The sequence below is a fragment of the Halobacillus shinanisalinarum genome (assembly GCF_022919835.1).
GTDB lineage: Bacteria > Bacillota > Bacilli > Bacillales > Halobacillaceae > Halobacillus_A > Halobacillus_A shinanisalinarum.
The window spans coordinates 4,207,100-4,231,948 of sequence record NZ_CP095074.1; the positions used below are offsets into that span (position 1 = coordinate 4,207,100).

General features: G+C 39.0%; 29 protein-coding genes, 1 tRNA gene and 1 pseudogene. 18 read left to right on the plus strand and 13 right to left on the minus strand.

Annotated features, from left to right (window positions below; all coding sequences use genetic code 11):
* Positions 1 to 87 precede the first annotated feature (87 nt).
* The 3 genes from mecA (at position 88) to pepF (ending at position 3,910) form a co-directional block, all read left to right on the plus strand.
* Complete coding sequence (gene mecA, locus MUO14_RS20895; RefSeq protein ID WP_244752445.1) at positions 88 to 786, plus strand: adaptor protein MecA; 699 nt, start codon at positions 88 to 90, stop codon at positions 784 to 786.
* A 100-nt stretch (positions 787 to 886) separates the two neighbouring features.
* Positions 887 to 2,035, plus strand: coding sequence for a competence protein CoiA (locus MUO14_RS20900; RefSeq protein WP_244752446.1), 1,149 nt, complete (start codon positions 887 to 889; stop codon positions 2,033 to 2,035).
* 63 nt (positions 2,036 to 2,098) lie between these two features.
* The gene (gene pepF, locus MUO14_RS20905; protein WP_244752447.1) at positions 2,099 to 3,910 is read left to right on the plus strand and encodes an oligoendopeptidase F; all 1,812 of its coding nucleotides are present in this window, start codon (positions 2,099 to 2,101) and stop codon (positions 3,908 to 3,910) included.
* 119 nt (positions 3,911 to 4,029) lie between these two features.
* Here the strand turns inward: pepF and MUO14_RS20910 are convergent, their stop codons facing one another.
* From MUO14_RS20910 to MUO14_RS20925, 4 genes and pseudogenes are all read right to left on the minus strand, one after another.
* Positions 4,030 to 4,209: a hypothetical protein gene (locus tag MUO14_RS20910; protein WP_244752448.1), complete on the minus strand. Its 180-nt coding sequence runs from the start codon at positions 4,207 to 4,209 to the stop codon at positions 4,030 to 4,032.
* A gap of 274 nt (positions 4,210 to 4,483) precedes the next feature.
* Positions 4,484 to 5,370, minus strand: a pseudogene (locus MUO14_RS20915) (ClpXP adapter SpxH family protein).
* Positions 5,367 to 5,768 carry a globin domain-containing protein gene (locus tag MUO14_RS20920; RefSeq protein ID WP_244752449.1) on the minus strand — a complete coding sequence of 134 codons (402 nt, stop codon included), beginning with the start codon at positions 5,766 to 5,768 and terminating at the stop codon, positions 5,367 to 5,369. The pseudogene MUO14_RS20915 and the gene MUO14_RS20920 overlap by 4 nt, the downstream one beginning before the upstream one ends.
* A 55-nt stretch (positions 5,769 to 5,823) precedes the next feature.
* A complete protein-coding gene (locus MUO14_RS20925) occupies positions 5,824 to 6,405 on the minus strand; it encodes a CYTH domain-containing protein (protein WP_244752450.1) in 582 nt (193 codons plus the stop codon).
* Positions 6,406 to 6,577: 172 nt separating this feature from the next.
* Here MUO14_RS20925 and MUO14_RS20930 point away from each other — a divergent pair, with 172 nt between their 5' ends.
* From MUO14_RS20930 to MUO14_RS20940, 3 genes are read left to right on the plus strand one after another with little or no spacing between them, the layout of a single operon-like run.
* A complete protein-coding gene (locus MUO14_RS20930; protein ID WP_244752451.1) occupies positions 6,578 to 7,216 on the plus strand; it encodes a GTP diphosphokinase in 639 nt (212 codons plus the stop codon).
* A 16-nt stretch (positions 7,217 to 7,232) separates the two neighbouring features.
* Entirely contained in the window at positions 7,233 to 8,039 is an 807-nt protein-coding gene (locus MUO14_RS20935; RefSeq protein ID WP_244752452.1) for an NAD kinase, read from the plus strand.
* The gene (locus tag MUO14_RS20940; protein WP_244752453.1) at positions 8,039 to 8,908 is read left to right on the plus strand and encodes an RluA family pseudouridine synthase; all 870 of its coding nucleotides are present in this window, start codon (positions 8,039 to 8,041) and stop codon (positions 8,906 to 8,908) included. The genes MUO14_RS20935 and MUO14_RS20940 overlap by 1 nt, the downstream gene beginning before the upstream one ends.
* A 193-nt stretch (positions 8,909 to 9,101) precedes the next feature.
* Here MUO14_RS20940 and prpE read toward each other — a convergent pair whose 3' ends face one another.
* The 3 genes from prpE to MUO14_RS24890 all read right to left on the minus strand — a co-directional run bounded on the left by prpE (position 9,102) and on the right by MUO14_RS24890 (position 11,103).
* Entirely contained in the window at positions 9,102 to 9,842 is a 741-nt protein-coding gene (gene prpE, locus MUO14_RS20945) for a bis(5'-nucleosyl)-tetraphosphatase PrpE (RefSeq protein ID WP_244752454.1), read from the minus strand.
* A gap of 89 nt (positions 9,843 to 9,931) precedes the next feature.
* On the minus strand, positions 9,932 to 10,747 hold the full coding sequence (locus tag MUO14_RS20950; protein ID WP_396265738.1) for an FtsW/RodA/SpoVE family cell cycle protein: 816 nt from the start codon (positions 10,745 to 10,747) through the stop codon (positions 9,932 to 9,934).
* Positions 10,744 to 11,103, minus strand: a complete 360-nt coding sequence (locus MUO14_RS24890; protein ID WP_396265739.1) for a hypothetical protein — start codon at positions 11,101 to 11,103, stop codon at positions 10,744 to 10,746. Before MUO14_RS24890 ends, MUO14_RS20950 begins: the two co-directional genes overlap by 4 nt.
* A 338-nt stretch (positions 11,104 to 11,441) precedes the next feature.
* Between MUO14_RS24890 and mgtE the strand changes: the two genes are divergently transcribed.
* From mgtE to MUO14_RS20975, 5 genes are all read left to right on the plus strand, one after another.
* Positions 11,442 to 12,806, plus strand: coding sequence for a magnesium transporter (mgtE, locus tag MUO14_RS20955; protein WP_244752455.1), 1,365 nt, complete (start codon positions 11,442 to 11,444; stop codon positions 12,804 to 12,806).
* Positions 12,807 to 13,068: 262 nt separating this feature from the next.
* Positions 13,069 to 13,845 (plus strand): enoyl-ACP reductase FabI, encoded by a 777-nt coding sequence (gene fabI, locus MUO14_RS20960; RefSeq protein WP_304654199.1) that lies wholly within the window; start codon positions 13,069 to 13,071, stop codon positions 13,843 to 13,845.
* A 251-nt stretch (positions 13,846 to 14,096) separates the two neighbouring features.
* Positions 14,097 to 14,663, plus strand: coding sequence for a CotO family spore coat protein (locus tag MUO14_RS20965; RefSeq protein WP_244752456.1), 567 nt, complete (start codon positions 14,097 to 14,099; stop codon positions 14,661 to 14,663).
* Between the two features lie 319 nt (positions 14,664 to 14,982).
* On the plus strand, positions 14,983 to 15,186 hold the full coding sequence (locus MUO14_RS20970; RefSeq protein ID WP_244752457.1) for a hypothetical protein: 204 nt from the start codon (positions 14,983 to 14,985) through the stop codon (positions 15,184 to 15,186).
* A 527-nt stretch (positions 15,187 to 15,713) separates the two neighbouring features.
* Positions 15,714 to 16,103: a spore coat protein gene (locus tag MUO14_RS20975; protein ID WP_244755711.1), complete on the plus strand. Its 390-nt coding sequence runs from the start codon at positions 15,714 to 15,716 to the stop codon at positions 16,101 to 16,103.
* Positions 16,104 to 16,719: 616 nt separating this feature from the next.
* Here the strand turns inward: MUO14_RS20975 and MUO14_RS20980 are convergent.
* Positions 16,720 to 17,223, minus strand: coding sequence for a CotY/CotZ family spore coat protein (locus MUO14_RS20980; RefSeq protein WP_244752458.1), 504 nt, complete (start codon positions 17,221 to 17,223; stop codon positions 16,720 to 16,722).
* A 198-nt stretch (positions 17,224 to 17,421) separates the two neighbouring features.
* On the opposite strand from MUO14_RS20980, the gene MUO14_RS20985 reads away from it, so the two are divergent.
* The 4 genes from MUO14_RS20985 (at position 17,422) to MUO14_RS21000 (ending at position 19,559) form a co-directional block, all read left to right on the plus strand.
* Complete coding sequence (locus MUO14_RS20985) at positions 17,422 to 17,643, plus strand: hypothetical protein (protein ID WP_244752459.1); 222 nt, start codon at positions 17,422 to 17,424, stop codon at positions 17,641 to 17,643.
* A gap of 51 nt (positions 17,644 to 17,694) precedes the next feature.
* Positions 17,695 to 18,021 (plus strand): DUF1360 domain-containing protein, encoded by a 327-nt coding sequence (locus MUO14_RS20990; RefSeq protein WP_244752460.1) that lies wholly within the window; start codon positions 17,695 to 17,697, stop codon positions 18,019 to 18,021.
* 53 nt (positions 18,022 to 18,074) lie between these two features.
* Entirely contained in the window at positions 18,075 to 18,233 is a 159-nt protein-coding gene (locus MUO14_RS20995; RefSeq protein ID WP_244752461.1) for a hypothetical protein, read from the plus strand.
* A gap of 420 nt (positions 18,234 to 18,653) precedes the next feature.
* Entirely contained in the window at positions 18,654 to 19,559 is a 906-nt protein-coding gene (locus MUO14_RS21000) for an MBL fold metallo-hydrolase (RefSeq protein ID WP_244752462.1), read from the plus strand.
* Here the strand turns inward: MUO14_RS21000 and MUO14_RS21005 are convergent.
* The 4 genes from MUO14_RS21005 to MUO14_RS21020 form a co-directional block, all read right to left on the minus strand.
* The gene (locus MUO14_RS21005; RefSeq protein ID WP_244752463.1) at positions 19,546 to 20,220 is read right to left on the minus strand and encodes a DUF421 domain-containing protein; all 675 of its coding nucleotides are present in this window, start codon (positions 20,218 to 20,220) and stop codon (positions 19,546 to 19,548) included. The genes MUO14_RS21000 and MUO14_RS21005 overlap by 14 nt on opposite strands.
* Before the next feature lie 106 nt (positions 20,221 to 20,326).
* Complete coding sequence (locus MUO14_RS21010; protein WP_244752464.1) at positions 20,327 to 20,755, minus strand: GNAT family N-acetyltransferase; 429 nt, start codon at positions 20,753 to 20,755, stop codon at positions 20,327 to 20,329.
* Positions 20,755 to 21,270 carry a YjcG family protein gene (locus MUO14_RS21015; protein WP_244752465.1) on the minus strand — a complete coding sequence of 172 codons (516 nt, stop codon included), beginning with the start codon at positions 21,268 to 21,270 and terminating at the stop codon, positions 20,755 to 20,757. The genes MUO14_RS21010 and MUO14_RS21015 overlap by 1 nt, the downstream gene beginning before the upstream one ends.
* Positions 21,271 to 21,317: 47 nt before the next feature.
* Positions 21,318 to 22,040 carry an alpha/beta hydrolase gene (locus tag MUO14_RS21020; RefSeq protein ID WP_244752466.1) on the minus strand — a complete coding sequence of 241 codons (723 nt, stop codon included), beginning with the start codon at positions 22,038 to 22,040 and terminating at the stop codon, positions 21,318 to 21,320.
* A 229-nt stretch (positions 22,041 to 22,269) separates the two neighbouring features.
* On the opposite strand from MUO14_RS21020, the gene MUO14_RS21025 reads away from it, so the two are divergent.
* A tRNA-Val gene (locus MUO14_RS21025) sits at positions 22,270 to 22,342 on the plus strand.
* A gap of 101 nt (positions 22,343 to 22,443) precedes the next feature.
* On the opposite strand, the gene MUO14_RS21030 is transcribed toward MUO14_RS21025, so the two are convergent.
* The gene (locus MUO14_RS21030) at positions 22,444 to 22,860 is read right to left on the minus strand and encodes a site-specific integrase (RefSeq protein WP_244752467.1); all 417 of its coding nucleotides are present in this window, start codon (positions 22,858 to 22,860) and stop codon (positions 22,444 to 22,446) included.
* Between the two features lie 1,267 nt (positions 22,861 to 24,127).
* Here MUO14_RS21030 and MUO14_RS21035 point away from each other — a divergent pair.
* The gene (locus MUO14_RS21035; RefSeq protein WP_244752468.1) at positions 24,128 to 24,283 is read left to right on the plus strand and encodes a DUF1540 domain-containing protein; all 156 of its coding nucleotides are present in this window, start codon (positions 24,128 to 24,130) and stop codon (positions 24,281 to 24,283) included.
* 285 nt (positions 24,284 to 24,568) lie between these two features.
* Positions 24,569 to 24,703, plus strand: a complete 135-nt coding sequence (locus tag MUO14_RS24435) for a hypothetical protein (protein WP_255822140.1) — start codon at positions 24,569 to 24,571, stop codon at positions 24,701 to 24,703.
* The last annotated feature ends 146 nt before the right edge of the window (positions 24,704 to 24,849 follow it).

Genomic DNA, 24,849 nt, shown 5'->3' on the forward strand with positions numbered 1-24,849 from the left:
TTTTTGTCTAAAGGGTAAGGTATTAATAAGCGATTTAGGGTGAACGATCCCTTCCGCCAGATAATCAGATAGAAGGGAGAGAGACACATGGAAATCGAACGCATTAATGAAAATACGGTGAAATTTTATGTTTCTTATCATGACGTTGAACGGCTAGGATTTGACCGTGAAGAAATATGGTATAATCGAGAGCGTAGTGAGCAACTTTTCTGGGAAATGATGGATGAAGTGAATGATCAAGAAAATTTTCAAGCTGATGGACCGCTTTGGATCCAAGTCCAAGCTATGGACAAGGGGCTAGAAGTGATCGTCACTAAAGCGCAGGTTTCCCAAGATGGTCAAAAGCTCGAACTCCCGAGTGATGAGGGTAATTCGATTGATGTGCCGGTTGATGAGAAATTAGAATCTTTACTTGATGATAAATATAACCAAACAGAACAAAACGATAAGGAAAACAATGAAGAAGATGAATTACAGGAAGGTGCCTTTGAACCGTTGAACTTTACTTTACGATTCAGTGAATTTGAAGATGTTATCCAATTAAGTCACTATATGACAAACGATTCTAATATGGACAATTCGCTTATTCATTTTGAGGACACCTACTATTTATATATTCAATTCAATGACGAAAATATGAGTGATGATGAACAAGAAAATATTTTAAGTCAGCTAATGGAATACGGACATGAGTCTTCTGTTACAATTTATCGTCTGCAAGAATATGGTAAAGTAATTTTCGCTGAGGATGCTTTAATGCAAATTAAAGACTATTTTCCGGAGTAGCTTATTATGCACGCACACTGAATGAAGTGTGCTTTTTTTTGTGCAAAAAAAGAGGATATTGTGACTGACTATAGAATGATATAGAGTGGAGGTGAAAGACTTGTTGTATGCTTATGACGACAATGGCAAGCTTAGTTCTTTATATCAGCTTTCAAAGGAGCATATCGAACAATTAAAAAAAGAGAAAACATATTTTTGCCCGACTTGCAAGGAATCATTACAAATCCGCTCCGGCAGGCTGCACACAGCCCACTTTGCTCACTTTCCGAGTAGTAATTGTGAACGGAAACACCTGGGAGAAAGTGAGTACCATGAATCCGGGAAGTGGCTGCTTTACCAGTGGCTGAATCGACAAGGATATGATGTTGCAATGGAATTCTTTCTGAAAGGGACTAACCAGCGGCCGGACTTGTTTTTTACAGTGGGTGATAAGCGAATTGCTATTGAATTTCAGTGTTCATCTATTCCACCTGATATTATTGAAAAACGGACGCAAAGTTTTCATGACGCCGGAATTTTTCCTTTATGGATCATAGGAAAAAACCAGTATCGACAGAAAGGCAAGCACCAATTATTACACACCTCTTTTCACAGGTCTTTAATGTACCGTTTTCATAATAATTTCATGATGTATTATTTAGATGTAAAAGCTCAGACTATAATTATTGCAGATCATATCCAGGGAGCCTCAACCACCCTCTGCTATGCAACCCCTCGCTTCTATAGCCTTAAATCATTCACATTTCCTCAACTATTTACTTCTGCTTCCTATCCTTCTTTTTCATACTTGAACATTTGGAAAAAATCAATGTACCACTTGCGCACGACCTATCATAGAGGAGTAGGAAGTGAGGAGCGTCAATGGCGTCAGTACCTTTACCTTAAAGGAAAACACTTTACTTTAATCCCTTCTGTCTGCTTTCTGCCTGTTCCATCTCAGTCTATTTATCATATGAAGTCTTATATGTGGCAAACACGATTTATTCTTGATCATTTTTTGGATAAGCCAATCGGTGACGTAATTAAGAATGAGCAAAAGGTGAGGTGTACGACAATTAATCAGTACCAGGCTGATCCTATCCATGAGTATATTCTTCTGCTTGGAAAATTGGGTTTTGTTGAAAAAGTGGGTTCAGGGGAATGGGTTAAACGAAAGGAGATCCAATTTCCAACTCATATTGATCAAGCGTTGGAGGAAGATAAAAAGGTCATGGATTTTTTAAGATCAGAGACGAATGTACTTTTGTAGGAAGGGATTTTGATTCAAAATAGAGAACTTTTTAAGGTAGCGAATTTTAGAAGGAGGATGTATATGGCATCTACAACAAAACAATTACCAAAAAGAGGAGAGATCCCAGAAGAATTAACGTGGGATCTTAATACGATTTTTGCTAGCGATGATGAATGGTATAAAGAACGTGAAGAAATTAAAAAGCTGATTCCTGAAGTACAAGCCTTTAAAGGAACACTTGGAAATTCAGCAGATCAATTGTATGAACTGCTCTCCATACAGGACCGTATCTCAAATAAAATAGGGAAGTTATTCACTTATGCTCATATGCGCAGTGACCAGGATACAACTAATTCACACTATCAGGAAATGAATGCAAAAGCAGAAAGCTTGTTAACACAGGTTTCCTCCTCTATGAGTTTTATCGTGCCTGAGATTTTGTCACTTTCAGGGGAAACTGTGAAGCAATATATGGAGGAACATGCCAAGCTCAAGGAGTATGAACATACATTAAATGAAATTATGAGAAAAAAAGAACATGTGCTGAGTGAAGAGGAAGAGAAACTGCTCTCAGGCTTCTCTGAAGTAGCATCAAGCCCTTCTCAAACTTTCGGAGCTTTAAACAATGCCGATTTAACTTTCCCTTCCATTAAAGATGAAAAGGGAAATGAGGTGGATCTGACCCACGGACGTTATGTTGGATTCCTAAAGTCAGAAGACCGAGAAGTGAGAAAGAATGCATTTAAAGCGATGTATGATACGTTTGGTTCGTTTAAAAATACGTTTGCTTCCACTTTAAGCGGTCACGTGAAAAAGAACAATTTTTTTGCGGAAGCTAAAAGGTATGAGAGTGCTCGTGAATCAGCTTTAGACGGCAACAAAATTCCCGAGAAGGTGTATGATAATTTAATTGAAGCTGTCGAAGAACGTCTACCGCTTATGCATCGATATGTGGAATTAAGGAAAAAGGTACTGGAACTGGATGAGCTTCACATGTATGACTTGTACACGCCGCTAGTGAAAGATGCCGAAATGGAAGTATCTTATGATGAGGCAAAAGAACATGTTCTCAAAGCACTTCAACCGCTTGGGAAGGATTATGTGGACGTCGTTCGAAAAGGGCTCTCAAGCCGCTGGATTGATGTTGAAGAGAATAAGGGGAAGCGCAGCGGAGCCTATTCTTCCGGACATTATGGAACAAATCCATTTATTTTAATGAACTGGCAGGATGACGTGAATAATTTATTTACCTTGGCCCATGAGCTTGGTCATTCGTTGCATAGTTATTACACCCATAACAATCAGCCTTATCGTTATGGGAATTATTCTATTTTTGTAGCGGAAGTGGCTTCAACGTGTAATGAAGCATTATTGAATGATTATATGCAGAAGCAAACAGATGATAAAAAAGAGAAGCTTTACCTGTTAAATAACTTCCTAGAAGGCTTCCGGGGTACTGTCTTCCGCCAAACAATGTTTGCGGAGTTTGAACATGAAATCCATATCCAGGCTCAAAAAGGTGAAGCATTGACAGCCGATAAACTGACACAGCTTTATTACGATTTAAACAAAAAATACTTTGGAAATGATATTGTCATTGATGAAGAGATTGGCTTGGAATGGGCCCGAATCCCTCACTTTTATATGGGGTACTACGTGTATCAGTATTCCACTGGATATGCAGCAGCGACAACCTTGGCGGAACAGATTTTAACTGAAGGGGAGCCTGCCGTTGAACGTTATATGAGTTTTCTGAAGGCAGGGAGCAGTGATTATCCAATAGAAGTGTTGAAGAAAGCAGGAGTAGACATGACTTCAAAAGAGCCAATCTTAAAAGCATTGGACGTATTTGAGGAAAAACTTGATGAGATGGAACAGCTTCTTCTCAAGTAAGGAACGAGCTTCTAAGAATTATTCTGTGGCTTGTAACCTTTTAAAAGTAAATGATCCCGTATCACTTCATGGTGATGCGGGATATTTTTTGGTTTTTAAGATTAAAACTTACTGACAATTCATTTTATAAACCCACGAAACCTTTTTCGATGATAAATGAGAGCAATAAACATATAAATGGAAACGAAAAGGAGAGGGGCAGTAATGTATAATGGAAACAGAAACATTAATCCAAAGATGTGGAACATGATTAACAAAATAAATAAAGGGATATAGCCCAAAATTACCCATCGTTTCATTACAGAAACCTCCTTTGTCACTATTTTATTAGCTAATTTGAAAATCAGAACAGCTCTTTCAAATCAAAACTATGTCTATTGACAACATTGTGAACAATGCCAGGTGAATCTTGTTTATCTATGTATGGGTTGATATAATTAATTAGTGAATAAATTCACAACTTTGACTGTGCTGATCTGCCAATACCCCTAAAAAAGTAGAAAGAAGCATTAGCAGTCATGTGCTAATGCTTCCTACATACGTTCATTATTCATACTTCTGCACTGTAACAAGTTAAGAACTGATATACTCCCAAAATGTCCCGTGTTTAACAGGAACTTCGCGAACTTTTTGCCGCAATACTAACTTCTTCAATTCTTTCTTTGTTTGCTGCTCCGTCCAATCATAGACAACGGAAATTTCTTTATTTGCTACAAATCGATAATGATATAAGAAATCTTCCAGTTCAGGCTTCCCAGCAGGCCTTGGGTTCTTCTGAAGCATTTCTTTTAAAACTTTGACATAAACATCATATGAATAAAGTCCAGTAATTTTAAGGCCCGCATCCTCTTCGGATTCATTGAAGATGACCATGGTTGGTGTAGAGTCCACATCCATCTCCTTCGTTAATTTTAAATCGCATTGAAGTGCTTTTCGTGCAGCATCAGCATGCAAGTCTTTTTGAAATTCATCTACGTCTAAGTGGCTTTTACTTGCACATTCAATCAAAACATTTTCATCTGATATATTCTTTCTTTCCAGGAATACATATTCTTGCACTTTTCTTAAAAAGCGCATACCTGGTTTCTTTCCTTGGAGTTCGGCTGCTTTTACAGCTAAAGCAGTTACCAAAGGGAAGAGACGGGGTTTTCCATCCATACGTCTCCATCACAACACATCCCAGTGCGTGAACCTGTTTTATCCCATACTTTCTTAAGAATTTCGCGTTTCTCTGATCTTAATTGTTGAAATGATGCTAAATTGCCGCTAATAATTGGGCGGATGGTAAAGAAGCGTCCATATTCGATCGTGAGCTTTTTTAAGAACGGTTCAAGTGACCAGCATTCAGGACAGAGGGGATCGATAAAAACATATATCTCAATGGGCCGCTTTAGAAGGTCAAAAAACCCGCTTGCGGTTTCCTGTTTCTCTGAAGAGCTGCTCATGCTTTTCCAACTCACATCGATTCTCCTTTCTCATCTTCTGGTGTATTCATCATATGATTGGCTGTCATCGTTAAGCGTTCGAACATGGCTTGACGATATGGGTTTTGAATATCAGCTTCCTCGAGAGCTTTTGCCATACAGGACAGCCAGGCGTCTTTTCTCTTAGGTGTAATCACAAAAGGGAGATGTCGTGCTCTTAGCATAGGGTGGCCATGCTCTTGTATATATAGAGGGGGACCTCCAAAAAATTGCGTTAAAAATTGTTTTTGCTTGCGGGCGGTTTCCGTTAAATCTTCCGGGAATATAGGGATAAGATCTGGATGCTTGCTTACGTGACTATAAAAGCAATCCACCAGCACATTGATCTTATCTTCACCTATAGCCTCGTAAATGCTGCCAGGCTTATCATTCATACGATCCCTTCCTTGTCTGTTTATTCATTTTAGCAACGCTGAACGTGAACGGCAACTATTCTGATTTTAGTTTAGCCTGATAGAACCTTTTTATTTTATTTTCTGTCTGTCTTTTAGCGATTTGATAGGTCGTTAAAAGTTCAGCAAATATTTTTTCACCTTGTTGCTTTGATGATGCTTCTAATTCCAACTCATAATCAGATTCATCGTAATAGAAACTATGATCCAAAACGACAAGCGTATCTTTGTACTGGCGTTCTTTTCTGTGAGTAGTTAAAGAACCGATATAAAGTAGGTCGCTTGGAGAAATACCGAGCTTATTTAATTGCTTCTCTACGTGGGGAGCATCCGAAAATTGATTGTTCATCCAGAGATCCGCTGTTTCTTTCGGCAATTGATCATGTGTTTCGAGAAGACCATCAGGATGGGGTTCCTTTAAGGTTGCTGTCCATGTATCATTCTTTTGCCGTATTCTTAAAGCTGCACCCTTACTTCGCAGTTTGAGATCCTCTGTTTCAAAATAATAATTCGTTTGCTCGATCGGTTCAACTGTTTCGAAGGACAGGTAAGTATACAGTTTTTGATATTCATCTTCGGATAATAAATTTTTAAATTCAATTTCGATTTCTTGAGCCATAATGTGTCACCTCTTCTTTAATTATGGTTTATATTAGGTTAGAATTGCAAAAGTTAGCCATTGATCACCTGAGTTAAATTCTGGTGATAAAGTGAGATTGTGATACAATGTTTTTGAGTCTAAACACACATATATACGATACAGATTGATACATAAAGGTGGTTATCTTCGAATGAATTGGGATATTTTTATAGCACCTTATACGCAAGTAGTTGACGAACTTAAGGTTAAATTAAAAGGAATGAGGCAACAATTTGAATACGAGCGCGAGCAATCTCCTATTGAATTTGTCACTGGAAGAGTAAAGCCGAAGACAAGTATCATTGAAAAAACTCGCCGAAGGGGCATCGACCCTGAAGACATGGAAGAAGAGCTGCAGGATATTGCCGGGGTAAGAGTCGTTTGCCAATTTGTAGACGATATTTATTCTGTTGTTGATATGTTAATCAATCGTAAGGATTTCGATATCGTTGAGGAAAAGGATTATATTAGTGAAAAAAAAGAAAGCGGCTATCGATCCTATCACGTGATTATTAAATATCCTGTTGAAACAATTCATGGGGAGAAAAAAGTGTTAGCTGAAATACAAATCCGCACATTGGCGATGAATTTCTGGGCGACAAATGAGCATTCCCTTAACTATAAGTACGCAGGAAAAATTCCTTCAGATATAAAAGTACGTTTAAAACGGGCAGCAGAAGCTGCATTTTTGCTAGATGAAGAAATGTCAAAGATTAAACACGAAATTCAAGAGGCTCAGAAAATTTTCAATCGTAAAGAAGATCAAAAGAGACCAACTAAGAAATCGTAGAGGGGTGGCCAAACAAATGAAGTTTTCTATACTCTCAAAAGGTGACAAAAAATCAAATGAGATTCGCACAAAAATTAAAAGCTATCTGACTGAATTCAAATTAGAGTATGATGATGAGGAACCCGACCTTGCGATTTCAGTTGGGGGAGATGGAACGTTACTTGAGGCCTTTCATACTTATGTACACCGTCTTGATCGAACGGCCTTTATTGGTGTTCATACAGGGCATTTGGGTTTCTATGCAGACTGGATGCCTGAGGAACTTGAGAAGCTGATCATCGAAATTGCTCGGACCCCCTTTCAAGTTGTTGAGTACCCGCTGCTTGAAGTGATTATTAGGCCAAAGAGTGGTGAAGAAGAGGATCGCTATTTAGCATTAAATGAGTGCGCGATCAAAACCTCAGAAGGTTCTGTGGTTTTTGATATTGATATAAAAGGAGATCACTTTGAAACATTCCGGGGAGATGGGCTTTGTATATCTACGCCTTCAGGGAGCACCGCTTATAATAAAGCCCTGGGCGGAGCTATCCTTCATCCCTCACTTGAGGCGATCCAAATTGCTGAGATGGCATCGATTAATAACCGCGTGTTTCGGACGATTGGCTCACCGTTAATCTTACCAGGCCATCACACATGCTTATTAAAACCATTGAATGAGCGCAGCTTTTTGTTTACGATTGATCACATTACAAGAACGTATAAAGATGTAAAATCCATTCAATGCCGAGTCGCAAGAGAGAGGGTGCGTTTCGCACGTTTCAGGCCTTTCCCATTTTGGAAAAGGGTACACGATTCTTTTGTATCCGATGATTATTCCTCCTAATGCCTTATCAGAAGACATGGTTCATTCCTCAAAAGTTTGAAGGGAGAACAGTAAAGGATTATTTAGTGGATGGAGTACTTTTCTCAAGGCAGCTTATGAAAAAAGTGAAGGCAGAAGGGCTGATTTTAGTCAATGATGGCCCAGCACCTATTTGGACAAGACTTACAAGCGAAGATAAGCTTACGGTTCTGTTTCCACTAGAAAAACGTGCAGATGTGCTTGTTCCTGAACCTATCCCGCTGGAGATTATTTACGAGGATGATGACGTACTAATTATTAATAAGCCATCCGGGTTGGCAGTATCCCCCTCGGCTAACCATCCTTCCCAGACGTTGGCAAATGGACTTGTACACTATTATGACACGCAGGGTTACGACTATACTGTGCACATTGTAACGAGACTCGACCGCGACACGTCCGGCCTGCTCTTAGTTGCAAAACATCAATACAGCCACGGAAAACTAACGAAAGAGCGTCCTATCAAACGGTGTTATACCGCACTTGTTAAAGGATGCCCAGCCCCTCGGACGGGCGTAATTTGCTCTCCAATAAGGAGAAGAGCAGGCTCAATTATAGAGCGTGAAACTTCGTCGACTGGAAAACAAGCGCTGACCGAATATAGGGTAGAGAAGTGTTTTCATTCTTCAAGTTTAGTGCATCTAGATTTGCGGACAGGGAGGACGCATCAAATTAGAGTGCATATGTCTTCAATTGGTCATCCACTTATTGGAGATACGCTTTATGGTGAATCTCATAAGGGGGAGGGACATGCCTTGCATTGTCATCAGTTAACGTTTGTACACCCTTCTTCGGGAAAAGAACTCAGTTTTCAGTCCACTCCGCCAAAATCATGGGCGAAACAAGAATAAAAAAAGCAGCTCCCTTTTCTGAATGAATAGGGACTGCTTTTTATTTTTACCGTGAAGTCAACCTGAGATTACGGTGATTCTGACCAAAGTCGGAAAATTCTAACTAAATTCCAGGAGATCCTGTCCAAAATAGCGGGGATTCTTCCCAAGTTTAGACATCCACCTGATCTTGCCATCTAAGCTGCTGGCTTTTCTATGCATGATAACTGAATTTTTCTTTTACAAGCGGCATCGATGAAGGAACACTAACAATTTCCTCTTCGGGCAAGCGGAAAGCGGTGAGTTGATTGCCAAATACACAACCTGTATCAATATTTACTGTTCGGTTGACGAATCGGGGCTCATATACTGGTGTATGCCCATAGACCACCCAAGTATCCGCTTTGTACGTTTGAGCCCAGTCCCTCCTCTCTGGTCTACCATCAGGAAGATTTTTTCCTGTAGTATCTCCATAAAGAACAAACGATTTAATCTGTTTATTCTTCTTCCCAATATCTTCTGCTCGAATGCCAGCGTGGGCTACGACTGCTTTTAGTTCAGGAAGTTCCAGGTAAAGAGGGGCCATTTCATATAAATTAGTGAACATTTGTTTAATACTTTTCCGGTCGGTTACTGAAAGGTTGCGGTATTCAGCTGCCGTTGTTTCCAGTCCATGTTTTTCTTGAACAGGATTGCCAAGAAAAAACCGGTATAATTTGTTGCAATGGTTCCCAGGAACATATTTGGCAAGCTCCTGATCAATAACTAAGCGATGGACGAGCCGAATCATGTCAATCGAGCGGGGGCCTCGGTCTGTGATGTCGCCTAAGAAGACAGGGACGCGGCCATCAGGGTGGAGAGGCAGCTCATTTTTCCACTGATATCCTAACTTATTAAATAAAGAAGTAAGTTCATCATGACAACCATGAACATCACCTATCACATCTACCTTCATTCACATCCCCCTCATTTATTTTTACATAGCATACTAACGGATATATAAAAAGGTGGAGCCATAAAAAGCTTCTCCACCTTCTTGTACATTTATTCAAACATATACGTTCTAGTTCGAGATTTAACATTCAATACGATTCCAATCGCAAGCAAATAGGCAAGTGTAGAACTCCCCCCATAACTTAGGAAAGGAAGGGGTAATCCTGTGATAGGGAGTAATTGTAAGGACATCCCGATATTTTGGAACACTTGGAAGGTGATCATACCGACGAACCCTACAATGATATAGCTGCCAAAAGAATCGTTACTTTCTAATGCGATTTGAATCATCCTGTATAAAAGTAAAAAGAATAAGGTTAATACTAAGCTAGCCCCTATAAAACCAAACTGTTCCGCCACTGCTGTAAAGATCATATCCGTATGACGCTCGGGAACGGACACTTCAAAGTTTCGTATCCCTTTACCAGTAAGTTGTCCAGAACCAATCGCGGTAATCGATTTAATCAGCTGCATACCGTAACCTTGTGCGTACTGTTCAGGCTGTAGCCACCCATAAAATCGTGAATCTACGTGGGCAAATACAGATTCTTCTAAGTAGTTTGTGACACTAGTAAAATTTAAAAAAAACATTAATATAGTGACCCCAATGAACAATAAAGCCGTTGTAAGTATGGAAATTAGAATTTTCCATTGAATACCTGATATAAGAATTAAAAAGCTAGTAATGGCGACGAGAACAAGAAAGGAGCCAAGGTCGGGCTGGACAGCAATTAACCCCATAGGCGGGAGAGAAATACCGACCAATTTTCCCAGTAATAAAAAATCAGATTTAATTGTCTTCGCCCGATGCTTTTCATTATGTATAACAATGATGTGCGCCAATGTAATAACCAAAAACACCTTCACAAATTCAGCCGGCTGTAAGGTGACACCTCCGGGAAGCTTAAACCAACTTGTTGCTCCCCTGAAGAAACTATCATTTGTGGGGGAAAGTTGAAAAAGAGCATTAAAAGCATGAGGACACCGAATCCATATAAAAACCAAACGAGATGATGAAGGCGGTCGTAATCCATGATCATAACAACGGCGGCACCTATTCCGCCTAATAGATACCAAATCATTTGTTTCAGATAAGAACCTTGATCAGCAGGTCCTAAAAGTGGGTCTAACGTATATAAAGTGAAGCAACTGGCTATTCCGAGCGCAATAACAACGAAGATGATCGTATAGTCTATTGGTGAGGTATGTTGATTTTCATTCATGTATGTTCCCTTTCTCTAAATCAGTCTGTTAAATCATGTATAAGAGGATGTTCAAAAAGTCACCAAATGATAAACGGTGCATTTCTTCGTTGCTCGGTTTTTCCGGTCCTCACGTATGAGAAACATACGCTGTGGTCCTCAAAAATTTCGCGCCTCGAACTTCTTGTTTCTAATTTGGCAACTTTTTGAACACGCACTATAATAGTAAGTGTACAACATTCAACGATTTTTTTTAAGTCACGTTTTTCATTTTAGAAAAAGAATCGACTTTCATTGACAAAAGTGTGACGTGCAATTAATATAAAACAAGTTTTGAAGTACGAAAGGGAGGGAAACGTATGGAACACTTAGACGATCAAGAACGCCGGGATGTTTGGCAAACGATTCAAGATGCTCTTCTTAATGATCAGATAGACCATTTTAGAGCTGAATTTCTTGAACTTCACCCATATGACCAGGCAAAAATCTTTGAAGGGGTAGCTGATGACGTTCGGCTGCAAATCTATACGTACTTATCCCCTGAAGAAGTTGCAGATGTTATGGAACATATGGACTTTGAAGAAATTGAACCATTTTTCACTGAAATGGACCCTAGATTTGCCGCCCAAGTTTTCGCTGAGATGTCTACAGATGATGCGGTCGACATTCTTAATGAATTAGATAAAAATAAAGTGGCCAGTTTCCTAACGATCATGGATGACAGTTCTGCAGATGAAATTAAAGACCTGCTTCATTATGAGGAAAAAACAGCCGGTTCAATTATGACGACTGAATTCGTTGTCGTGAAAGCGGGCATGACAATACGTGAGGCAATGCTTCATTTAAGAAAAGAAGCGCCTGATGCGGAAACGATTTATTACACCTATGTCGTTAACGAAGATAAACGCTTAGTTGGTGTTATTTCTCTTCGTGATCTTATTATATCAGAAGAAGACTGGTATATATCTGATGTAATGAGTGAACGAGTAGTTTCTGCCCCTGTTGGCGAGGATCAGGAGGAAATTGCCCGGATGATGCGGGACTATGACTTTCTTGCTTTGCCGATTGTCGATTTTCAAGACCACTTACTTGGGATTATTACCGTTGACGATATTATGGATGTCATGGAAGAAGAAGCAAGCGATGATTATTCTAAGCTTGCCGGGATCTCCGATGTAGACTCTCCTGATGAAAACGCATTTGCTTCGGCAAAAAAACGGCTGCCGTGGCTTGTTATCCTCCTGTTTCTCGGAAGTTTAACAGCAAGCTTGATTGGTCGTTTTGAAAATACTCTAGATCAGGTAGCGATTTTAGCTATTTTCATCCCATTGATTGCCGGAATGGCTGGAAACACGGGAACACAGGCGCTGGCTGTAGCTGTTCGCGGAATTGCTACAGGTGAGATTGATAAGCAAGGTAAGTTTAAGATGATTATGCGGGAAGCGGGGACAGGTCTGATTACAGGGATAAGCTGCGGAGTTATCATTACACTTGTGGTCTATTTCTGGCAAAATAACTTTTTTCTAGGACTATTAGTAGGGCTGTCGATTATGGCAACCTTAATTGTAGCCACACTAGCAGGGTCACTTGTGCCGCTTGTGATGCATCGTTTTAATATTGATCCGGCCGTTGCTTCAGGGCCTTTTATTACAACGATCAATGATATTATATCAATCTTGATTTATTTCGGGATGGCCACAGCATTTATGAATCTGCTTATATAACTAAAAAATCTCGGGTCCTTATCACACAAAGGAGCCGGGATTTCTTTATTTTTCAGCTAATTTATCCTGAGCAGGGGATTGCGGAGAGAAACTTTTTCACCGTGCGTAATTGGAAACCACGGCAATCGGTTGTTAACCGCCTATCTAACGGGTAGAGACTATTGATCAAGAATTGTAATTTCAAATTATGTGTTATAAAATAGCAGCAGGTAATAATAACAAACCATAATACTTAGTAGAAAAACTCAAGGAGGATTTGTTTATGATAGGATCTTTAGAAGGGCGTACCTATGTTGTCATGGGTGTTGCCAATAAACGCAGTATTGCATGGGGGATTGCGCAATCCTTAAATAAAGCAGGAGCGCGGCTGATTTTCACTTATGCTTCCGAGCGATTTGAAAAACCTGTCCGCGACTTAGCGAACACACTTGAAGGACCTGAATCATTATTTTACGAATGTGACGTTACGAATGATGAGGCGATTGACCAAACGTTTGCAGCGATTCAAAATGATGTAGAAGTAATCCATGGCTTAGCACACTGTATCGCCTTCGCAAACCGTGAGGAACTAAAAGGAGAATATTTGGACACGAGTCGTGATGGATTTCTTACCGCACACAACATCAGTGCTTACTCACTAACTGCTGTAGCACGAGCTGCCAAGCCAGTCATGTCTGAAGGCGGGGGGATTGTTACGCTTACCTACCTCGGCGGAGAAAAAGTAGTCGAGAACTACAACGTCATGGGGATAGCTAAAGCGAGTCTGGATGCTAGTGTGAAGTATTTAGCGAATGACCTTGGAAAACATAAGATCCGTGTGAACGCCATCTCTGCAGGACCGATCCGAACGCTGTCGGCGAAGGGAATCGGCGATTTTAACAAAATTTTAACTGAAATTGAGGAGCGTGCACCGCTCCGTCGTGCTGTTACACAAGAAGAGGTGGGCGATACAGCTTATTTCTTGATGAGTGACCTGGCAAGAGGGGTTACTGGTGAAGTGATTCACTGTGATTCCGGATATAATATCGTAGGTTATTAATAAAGAGGCCTGGTTCTAATGAGTAGCATTAGAACCAGGCCTCTTTTATAGTTGTAAAATCGAATGCGCAAATATTATCTCGGGCTGTTTTGACATTTATAAAAACAACTTAGGTGAATATTGATTAGAGTGGCTAGTGTCCTATAATGATCCCCTAAACAATGAACATAGGGCATACCAGTTTGTGCACATGAAATGCTATATAGGCATATACATAGAATGACGACCAAATGAAGAAGGAGAGATCTCTAATGGCAAATAGAAGGAAAAACGCTAAGCCTCCTGTTCTGTATATTACACAGCCTCACTTAGAGCCAGTCGAAATATCGATGCAAACGAGCTACCACAGTGAAACAAAAGAGAACCAACCGAAAAGTGAACCGAAGAGCGAACCAAAAAGCGAACCCAAAAATGAACCTACAAGTCAACGATATTCAAGTTTTGAGAAACAGTTACGCCAAAGAACTCCCAAAAGTCAAAATACAAAGCAAAAGCCACAACCACAACCACAACAAAAGGTTGAAGAAGCAAAGGCTGAGGTTAATCACAATGAAAAAAACAAGAAGGCGGAAAGCAACCGTGATCGTCGCCAGAAGTTCCGTGACATGACAATTGAAGAAAAAGTAAATTATTTTATTAGTTTGCCGGCCCAAGTTCCTAAAATGAAGTGTGAAGTAAGCACATCAGAGGAAGGACAATTCCGAGGGTATATACAGAGGTATGACAAGGGTATGGTTTATATGAAGACATTTCAGAAGCCGTTTCATAACGAAGTCGCACTTGAGAATATTCAATCCATTCGATTACTAGGTTTTTAGAACATAGAGGAATGCCGCACTTAACTTCTAATATGAGCAGTATAAAAAAGATTAAGAATTATCCACTGAGAAGGTGAGCTCGGTCCTTAGCCGAGGTCATCTTTTTTATTTTCCTTTTGAGTTCGAAGAAAAGTTTGTGCAATCCTCCTAAAAAGATGGATCAACCTTTTGAGATAGTTTTTGTTGAAATCTTAAGAAACCCTTCCACTCTAGTGAGAAGTAAATGGTGGTCACACAGGTGAAAATAGACTATTATCAGTAACACTCTTATTATTCGTAAAACATATACTATATAAGAATAAAATAGGAGGTGGATTTATTGAGTAAAAATAAGGATTTTGAGAACGTCTCAAGTCAAATTGTAGATATGATCGTTGGCTCAACCTTAAAAAAACATGGGGTAAAGTTAGACCCACAAAAAATAGACTCTAAAGAAAAAGAAGAATTAAGAAGAATCGTCAATAACCTACAGGAAAGTGTCGACGCATTCACTAAGAAAAAAGACAAAGATAAAAAAGAATAATATTCTCCCTTTGTGAGCATGGTTATTAGGAGCAACTAACCCGGATAATTTCACCCGATTATCTGGGTTTTTGACGTTTGGGCTTGATGAAGTCTGTTGGCCTAAGGTAGGCTAACCTCTTAATTTACTCTTCGCTTCATCTACCGCTGCGAATTTTTACGTGCATCGTTTATCTTTTCCTTCTAATCGATTAATGAAGCTAGAAAATAGGTGAACATGGCGAGACAATCACCCTTCCCCTTTGGAGCTACCAACGTAAGATATATTAAATAGCAAGAAGGAGGTGAGGTAATATGGCAATGTCAAGTTATGATAGAAAATGCCAAATCATGAATTTAGAAAGAGAAGCTTGTAAACCTCAAAAACAATCACCAGTTACGTGCGGCGATACGTGTTATGAAGACGCGTACCAAGATAATACGTGTTGTAAAGATAAGTGGGACGATAAGTGTTATAAGGACACGTGTAAGAAGGATAAGGGAGAATGCCCTAAAAAACCATGTGAATGGAACGCCCTAGACCCAACAATGGACCATCCTTTTGGTAATACTATCAACCAAGATGCGAATGCTCAATTGAAAAATGTCCAACAATCCTTTGAATCCATTGTTATTAAGGATTCATGTGATATCGATGTAAGCACATCTGATACTCAGGTAGCAGTAAATATTCAGGTGGCTATTCAAGCTGCAATTGCACTAATTGTCAGCATATCGATTGCAGATAGTGAGAAGGCGAACACGATAACACAAGACCTGAATTCACAATTAAAATCAAGCCAGGTAAATAGACAACAAACTTATATTGAAAATTCACGTGGAGTAACTGTAACGACAGACGATTCAGATGTAGCAGTTAATGTTCAAGTAGCACTACAAGTATTGGTTGCATTGGTGATTAGATTAGGTATTTTGTAATGATATAGAGTTGTGAAATGATAGTGTGTTCTCAAAGATGAGGGCTCATTCTATCTTAGAGAGATGCCTTACTTTTAAAGTTAGGCATCTCTTTTTTATTTGTTTTTTTATTCATAGTTGAAAAGGGAGAGTGTATATACTAACTTTTTTCGTACTTGGCACATTAGCAGGGTTGAATTTCGAACGATAAAGGCAGCGAGAGAGCATGAGGCCTTGAAACAATTATCCTGTTTCTCATGGTGGCAGCATCAATAGAAAAAGAATAGGTGTTTGGTTGTAATCTCTTAGACAAGCGCCTTTTTTGATAAGATGTCGTACAAACACCGCCATCTGCTTTTCAATTTTTCATAGAATAGATTATTAAGCAAAAGAGGAACTTGTAGGATGCTGGGTTTTTGCATATTCAGCTTATCTGAAATGAAATCAGTCATGATTTATTCGGTATTTAAGTAAGCTTAATAACTAGGGAATTAAACTCAGAAAAAATAAAAGCCATGGAAGTAACGAACAGACATACTATAATGAAAGACTACCACAATGATAAAAAAGATGACTACGGCTCAGTACCGAAGTCACCTTTATAAGTGTATAATCACAATCTGCTTTTTTTGGATAATTATAGTGCAGAAATTGCAGGCAAGCAAGTTACATGGCAGAAGCATTTTAAATCGACTGTTATACAAATTCCTGTAGCACTCAGATCTCTAGTCTCTTGCTCTGCAGGACATTCACAGCCACAATCTGAACCAGTCTCTGGTGAAAGAAGCAACTCCAATGTTGCGCAGCAATCGTCATCTACATCTTTTACACGGAAGAAGAAGCTTTCTTTTACATCGAAATTATTGAAATCATCTTCACAACGTTTTCCTCCGAAACCTTTAAAAGGTTTACATGTTCCTTCACAGTATAAGATAACAGGGATTGTGTCACGACCGTTGCCTCCCATGGCACCGCCTACCAAATCATCGATCGACTGTTTGCATCCATAATCACAACAGTTGTCTCCAGCTACTTCGTCTTGTGCTGCTTTGATATCTCTAAGAATATCGCAAACACAATTTTCGAAGTCGCACTTATCGAAATCATAATCTTTTTCTCTTTCTTTCTCTTTACAACCCATGCGTTTATCTCCTTTCTAATTTCCAAACGTATTGACGTGATGTCCTTAATAGACTATGTAATTATGCCCTTACGGTGTGGGCAGCTGACTGATTTATAAGAATTGGCATCGAATTCATAAGGATTGGGCTATAGACTATACAGAGTAATGAAATCAACCATAAAATATCAATGAACTTTTAATAAGGAGATGAAGTAAATGTCTGAGAAGAAAAAAGTGATCTATGTTAAAGACCTGATTATAAAGGCAGATAATGTTTATGTTGAACCGCAGGAAGACGATGATCGTAATGATCATAAGCGTAATGATCCATTATTTGGGGGCGTAGAAGGCACCGTGATGAAGAGGACGACAAAAGAAAACATCATGATGACGAATCAAGTTTCCGCGGAGGCTTTTCCTGGCTCTAATTCATTTTAAGGCCACTACCTGGTAGTGGCCTTTTTCTTACGAGAGAGGGAGGGGTTAGAGATGGATATTGGATGGTTCGATTTACTGATATTAATTTTTGCCAGTTTTCGCTTTACACACCTTATTGTTGATGATCTCATTTTTGAATGGGCACGGCAGCCCTTTTTAAAAGTCGTTACAACCATGGATAACAATGGTTATAAAGAGGAATGGCTTGAACCTGAGGGGATGATCGGTGAACTCATTAGTTGCCAGTGGTGTGTGGGAGTCTGGTCAGCTTTATTAATGACGGGAATATACCTAGTTGTTCCTTATGGAGAGGTGGCACTCTTAGTTTTGGCTATAGCTGGTCTGCAATCAATTATTTATGAATGGAGTGAACGGTAATTGTAAAAAAACGAAAACCCCTCATTAAATTGTTAGGAGAAATAGATGAAGAAATGAGACGCTCAAATGGCGTCATTAAACAACCGGAGAAGCGATTTAATGGATGGCAACATGATTTTGATGCATGGGAACAACGATTCTCGAAAAGAATGATGAAGCTTGAAAGTGAACTGAACAAACAAATGAAAAAGTTGGATCATTATTTTGAATAAATGAACAAAGGCGAGGAATACATTATTTAAAATAGGGTATGAATCTAATAAGAAGGGAGGAGGTTTATTATCGGGTATATTCTTCCGATTACACATTATCAATATATGGACTATCAGAAAAGAACCACACAAACCAAGCGCTCTCCTTTTTTATTAGAACCTGCTTTTAAAGTGGCGTTGGATCACAAATTAAAAGATGACCACGAGCCCAGTGCAGAGAAACGAAAAGCATACACAGAGAAGCAACAGAATTTATATACCCCTGCTACCGTTCATTATCGCAATCTGAATGTTCCTCCGGGTCTTCAGGAAAAATATTATTCCAGGATTACAGGAAAGGGGCTTCATTTTAGCGAAAAGATATAGTAAAAGGTTTTTTCTAATAATTTTCAATTCTTTTATAAAATGAGGGGTTCTGTTATGTCATTTGAACAAATCAACGCTCACTGCTACTACTATAATAGTGCTGTTAATATTGGTTATGTACATGATGGGGAAACAGGTCTTATGATTGATACAGGGATTGATCCATCCTCAGTAAAAAAGATGCTTAAGGAACTCAAGAAAAGAGAGCTTCCGTTGACGCATCTTTTTATTACTCATGCCCATGCAGATCATTATGGTGGCGCTGCTTACATTCAAGAACAGTTTAACTTAAAAACAATTACCCCTGTGTTCGAAGAAGCTATTTTACAAAATCCACTGCTTGAACCTCTGTATTTGTTTGGCGGAAATGACCCTTTACCAGAGCTGCAAAACAAATTTTTGCAAGGTCCGAAGATGCATGTGGATCAGGCTGTAACTGAAGGAACATTGCAAATCGGGTCCCTTCATGTTGAAACGTATTTATTGCCGGGACATAGCTATCATCAACTCGCTCTTCTTACAAAAGGAGTCTTATTTGCGGCTGATTCTTACTTTAGTGAATCGCAATTGCGAAATCATAAAATCCCTTATGTGACAGATACAGATGCAACACTTAAAAGCTTAGACAGGCTTCTGAATATTCCTTGTGATGGGGCCTTGCCAGGACATGGTTTATATGAAGAAAACTTCAAAGACACAGTCAAGGCTAATATTCATTACCATAACGAATTATTACAGTGGATGGAAGCTTACTTGCAAAATTACCCTGAAGGCGTAAGCCATGAACAAATGGTTTCAGCTATGTGCAGTTACTATAGTGTAAACGTTCAGCAATTTTCTCAATGGCTTTTATTTAAAACGGCTGTCACAGCTTATTTAGTAGCTTTGAAGAAACAGGATAGGGTGAATGATAAGATAGATGAATACAGATGGATGTTTTTTCCATTCAATAAGGCATGACAAAAAGTTGTTCCCCTGGTGTATATTCGGCCATAAGCACCTGGTCTACACGAGAAATGTGCTGATTGCGTAATTCTGTCTCCAGCCAACTCTCATCGAACCCTGATTCTCTGAGGTTATCCCAGAGAACTTCACCATCACTTATAAAAATGCTAGACAATGAAACGGCTGATAAAGGAAGATTCAGGTCTTTCTTTGTCGGAGTCTGTTTGTCAGATCTCCTCAATACGGAGATCGTACCGTCCGTTTCAAGAACCGCAAATTGGACATCCTTTATAGAAAAAACATCCTTACTGCGTAATAAATGCTGGAGCTGGTTAATATCCAGCTTATTTTTCTTCAGTTGTTTCTTCATAATTTTCCCTTCATGAATCACAAGGGAGGGACTGCCCTCAAGTAAGCTTCTAGACCCTTTTAATTTTTGGGTAATCATTTCAGTTATATAAATAAGAATACCCCAAAGGATCACCGCAAAGGCAATCTTGACAATACTAACTTCATCATCATAAAGCGCGTTCCCAACGAGTTCTCCTAAAACTAATGCGGAGATAAAGTCAAAAGCCGTTATTTGGGTGATTTGCGTTTTCCCGAGTACTTTTGTTATTAGAAAAAGGGCAATGAACCCGAATATAATATCTGTGAACATTTGAAAATATTCCATACCATCACCTGTCCCTCAAACTTTTTGGTCTAGCTAACATTTTAGACGAGAAAGAAGACTTTTATACAAAAAAAGACCTGCCCTTTAGAACAGGCAGATCATTTGTTTATAGATTTTTAATCATCGTTACATGAGGGATGCCGGCATCCATAAATTCTTCCGAGACAGTATGGTACCCGAGACTTTCATAAAAACCCTCTGCATGAGTTTGCGAGTTAAGTTTAGCTTTTGAATACCCTTCATCTTTAATCACTGTTTCCATGTAGTGAATGATTTGCTTGCCAAAGGAATGACCTCTGTGGGGTTTCGCTACACAAATTCTTTCAAGCTTTGCATAATCTTCAATAAATCTGAGTCGAGCAGCTGCAAACGGTTCTCCATTAAAGTAACCAACGATATGTGTTGCTTGCTCCTCGAAAGTATCGTGCTCGTCAGTCTCCGAAACCCCTTGTTCTTTTATGAAAACGTTACGCCGAACATGGTAGGCGTCGCTAAGTTCTTCATAATTTGTTACCTTCCGAATATCGGCAAGCATTAGTGTTCACCAAGCCGAAAAGTTTCATATACGCTCCAAGCTCCATTTTCCAATTGATAAAGAAGTTGAAAACGGTCAACTTTGTCTACAATATCAAAACTATCCATACTTAAACTCCCATACACATCCGAAAACTCCTCATCAGAAAGCTTCTGAGCGATCGTGATGTGAGGCACAAAAGAATACTCCTTATTATCAGGGATAATTCCTTCGTGTAGCTTCTGATTGAGTTCCACAATTTCATCAGATGGATTAACTTTTAAGTAAATAGTGTTGGTAACAGGTGAGAAAGAACTTACTTTGGATATTTTTATTGAAAATGAAGCTGTACTTTTGGCAATTTCTTTTAATTCAGGAATAATCGTTGCTTCAAGTTCCTCTTCATCTGTTTCGAAGGGTTCTTTAACAGTAATATGCGGTGGAATCAGAGCATAATGTGGGTCGTAACGTTTACGATAAGAGTTTGCTTCATCCTGTACTTTTTTTGATGGAAAAATTGCTATACCATATTTCATTCGATTAATCCCTCCTGATTCATTCATTTACACGCTACTTGCGGCAATTAGCCAAATATCGTTTGTAAAGCTCGTTTTAAATCCTGTTGCCACGCCTTCCATGTGTGGTCACCGTCGAGCTCATGAAAAATATAAGATAAAGGCTGCTGTGATAAATATTCTTTTAGACGGCGGTTGGGTTCTAAGAAGTCCTTTGTTGCCCCATCTGTGGTTGATACCGAATTCTCCTTATTTCCAATCGTATGATAAATCGACAGCGATGATAGATCCCGCGCCATTTTTACGACCTCCATAACGTGAGGATCTACATATGGGCTCTGCATAATGACGTTACCGAATACATTTGGAAAACGTGTGGCTGTCATTAGTGCCAGTGTACCAGCTAATGAATCGCCAACAAGTGTGCGTCCATTTCCCATATAAAAGCCTGGGAGTTCTTCATCTAGAAAAGGAACAACCTCCCTTACTAAAAAGTTAACATAGTCACCTTGTTTTTTTCCATCAGGATGATACTTATCCCGACGGTCAAACTTATCATGATAATGAATGCCAATAAAAATCGTATTTTCAATCTCTTTATCTGCATGAAGCTGATCACTCAGAGTTGCAGTCCGTCCCATCTGAAAGTAGTCATTTCCATCCTGCATAATGCAGAAATGGTATTTGTATAGTGGCGAAAAGTTTTTGGGTGTGTACACTTTTAACGTCATTTCTTCATTTAAATATTGGCTATTGATGCTGTACTCCTGCATCGTACCGTCTCTCCCCATTTGACCACCTCCTAACATCCGAGCAAGTTTGCTAATGGAAATTACCGCCTCGTAAATCATGTAAACGTATCACTTCTATTTTATCATATAATTTTGAAAAAAAGGAGAATCGATCATTTTGAAAGGCAAGAAATTTATCATAAAATAAAAAACACTGAAAAATCGTTGACATCGATACGATAGCCATGTATATTAGTACTTGTCCTTACAACAAAATGTTACATAATGTGATTCCGTAGCTCAGCTGGGAGAGCGCCACCTTGACAGGGTGGAGGTCGTTGGTTCGAGCCCAATCGGAATCATCCATCAAAGTGCCGGAGTGGCGCGGTTTCCTAACAGGAGGAGGCCGCGTCACTTCTTTTATTTACAGCACTTGTTGCCGAGTTGTTGCCGGAATTTTGAATTAGACTTCTTTTCGCTTCGAAAATAGATTATCAATTTTGTTGGCTGCTTCCTGGTCAGCTGCTTCTAACACATGTCCATAAGTATCCATCGTTATACGAATATCTTTTCTTTTGGTGAATCTCCGCCACCAGGTCGTTGGAGTAGTGGGGTAGAAGTGGGTACCATCTTCATTACAAAAGAGCCATGAGTGATTATGTTCTTGCCAATACTCTCCGGCCTTCATCTTCAGACGAAGATTCTCCATGTACAGTTCTTTGACTAAAACCATAACAGATGTAGGTACTGTTACAACCCGAGTAGAGGTGAAGGACTTTGGATCCTTGATAAGCGCACGTCCTTTCTCACCTCTGACAATAGATTGATCGATGCGAATCTGATTTTTATCCCAATCAATTCGTTTTAATTTGTGTTTCAATGGTATATCCGTTAGGGGCAACGAGAACGTTGAAAATGAATTAGGTTTTGCCTTCGTGGCCGTGAACTTGAGAAATTACACGGCCAGGAACGGAAGCCACCCAACCAAGCATGAGATTCATTCAACAAAAAAGGGTTCCGATCATCGAATTTTGATGATCGGAACCCTTTTTTACTATTTTCGGCTAGTTATGTCCCAGCCACTAAATTACAATTATTAAGTCTTTCTATCGCTAAGGTTTACTTGGGATAGGTTTTTTGATTCTTCTAATTGATCAAAGGTTACGCTGTTGTCGTTTCAGTTTAACGAGTTTTAAAAATTTTGAATCCTCACTGTTACGGATCCTTTTACTATTTAATCTAATTTTTCTCCAGCATCATCAATGTTTTCAAAAGCTCAAAGAATGTCGAGGGAACTTCCTACATTGACCGGAAATGGAAATATATTGTTCCATTTCCCAAAAAAACTGAAGTACCTTTGCTATAAAAAAAGCTGATAAACGGACTTTTTTAAGTGTCTATTTATCGGGGCATAGTTCACTAAGCAGGGCATCGGCTTGTTTGAAGATTTAAAAAATGATTTATACATTCTTGATCTGATGTGGCATCTTTACCTTCAATAATAATGAGGGAATCTGGGTTTTTTAAAGTTAAGATAAATGAAATGAGCTTTGCTAGACTGTTTACTTCACACGTCATCTCATGATTAAACAAGTATATGTTGCTTTTAACTTTCCGACATAGTCGATAAAACTCTACAGTCTTGACCATAGTCAATGATCGAAGGGAAACTCTACAAGACAATATATGCTTCATTCCTTTAATCCTCTCTTTATTCTGATTTCATGATTGAACCATTCTAATGAAATTATAAAGTAAAATGTAAGCGTATTCAATAAAAATTCTGAATTTTTTATATAATTACGGTACGCGAATGACAAAGTGGGAATCACCAATTATTCCTGACCTGTGTTCCTGTAACAGAAGCAGGTTGATCGATTTGGTACCAACCTGTTTGATTTTCTTCATTTCCCCAGTTTAAAGGCCCCGGCAGCCTAATTTTTAAGATGGGTTGAGTGTTTTTTCCACGGCCAATAAGCATTCATCAGCTCACGCAAATTATTGCGAGTGACCAACAAACGGTGATGGGGCGAACATAGGGGAGGCCTGAGATAGGGAAGGAGTAATGATCAGATTATCACAACTTTGCTCTTTTATTATTTTTTTAGGTTTTGTTGTCAATGATAGAGGAGAGGGAGGTGTTTAATATGGCTAAAGATGTACTTTGTGAGGTAAACAACTGCACATATTGGGGCGAGGGAAATGTTTGTAACGCCGATCGGATATACGTGGTTACTCACAAACAAGCAAAAGCCAGAACAACAGAGGAAACGGATTGCAAAACGTTTGAAGCAAAAAGCTAAATGATATCCGTCTCTTATTTAACATGTGAAAATACGTGAATACAGCTTGTGCTGTATTCACGGTATTTTAATACATTCTCATAGTTGGTCGAGTATATATGTAATCACATTTAAAAGAAATAAGGAACAAAGTGTTAATTAGGGTGGTTCTTAGAGTGATAACTTTTCCTTCTTGTTGTAATAACAGGAATATGAGCATAAATGTTACATTGATAGAACAGGGAGAATGAACTACATTTAAAAACAACAAATACTATATTATGTACAAGGATGTTGGAAGGGGAAATGGACACAAACAAACTATATAAAAACCTTGAGAATGAATTCAAACAAAGGCTAAAGCGTGAATTAAAGGAAGTAGAGAAGGAACTCATTAAGTGGATGGTTGAACAAACCTTGCTTTATAAAAGCCAACAATAATTACCGGGTCTATATAAGGCCACTCCATGATACTTGTAAAATATACAGTTAAGGTTGGATATATTATCCATCAGGTGTTGCTCCGCGATAAATTTAATAATTCTACGATACTTTTTTGTACCGTTAGCAAGGTGAAAAGTGGATAA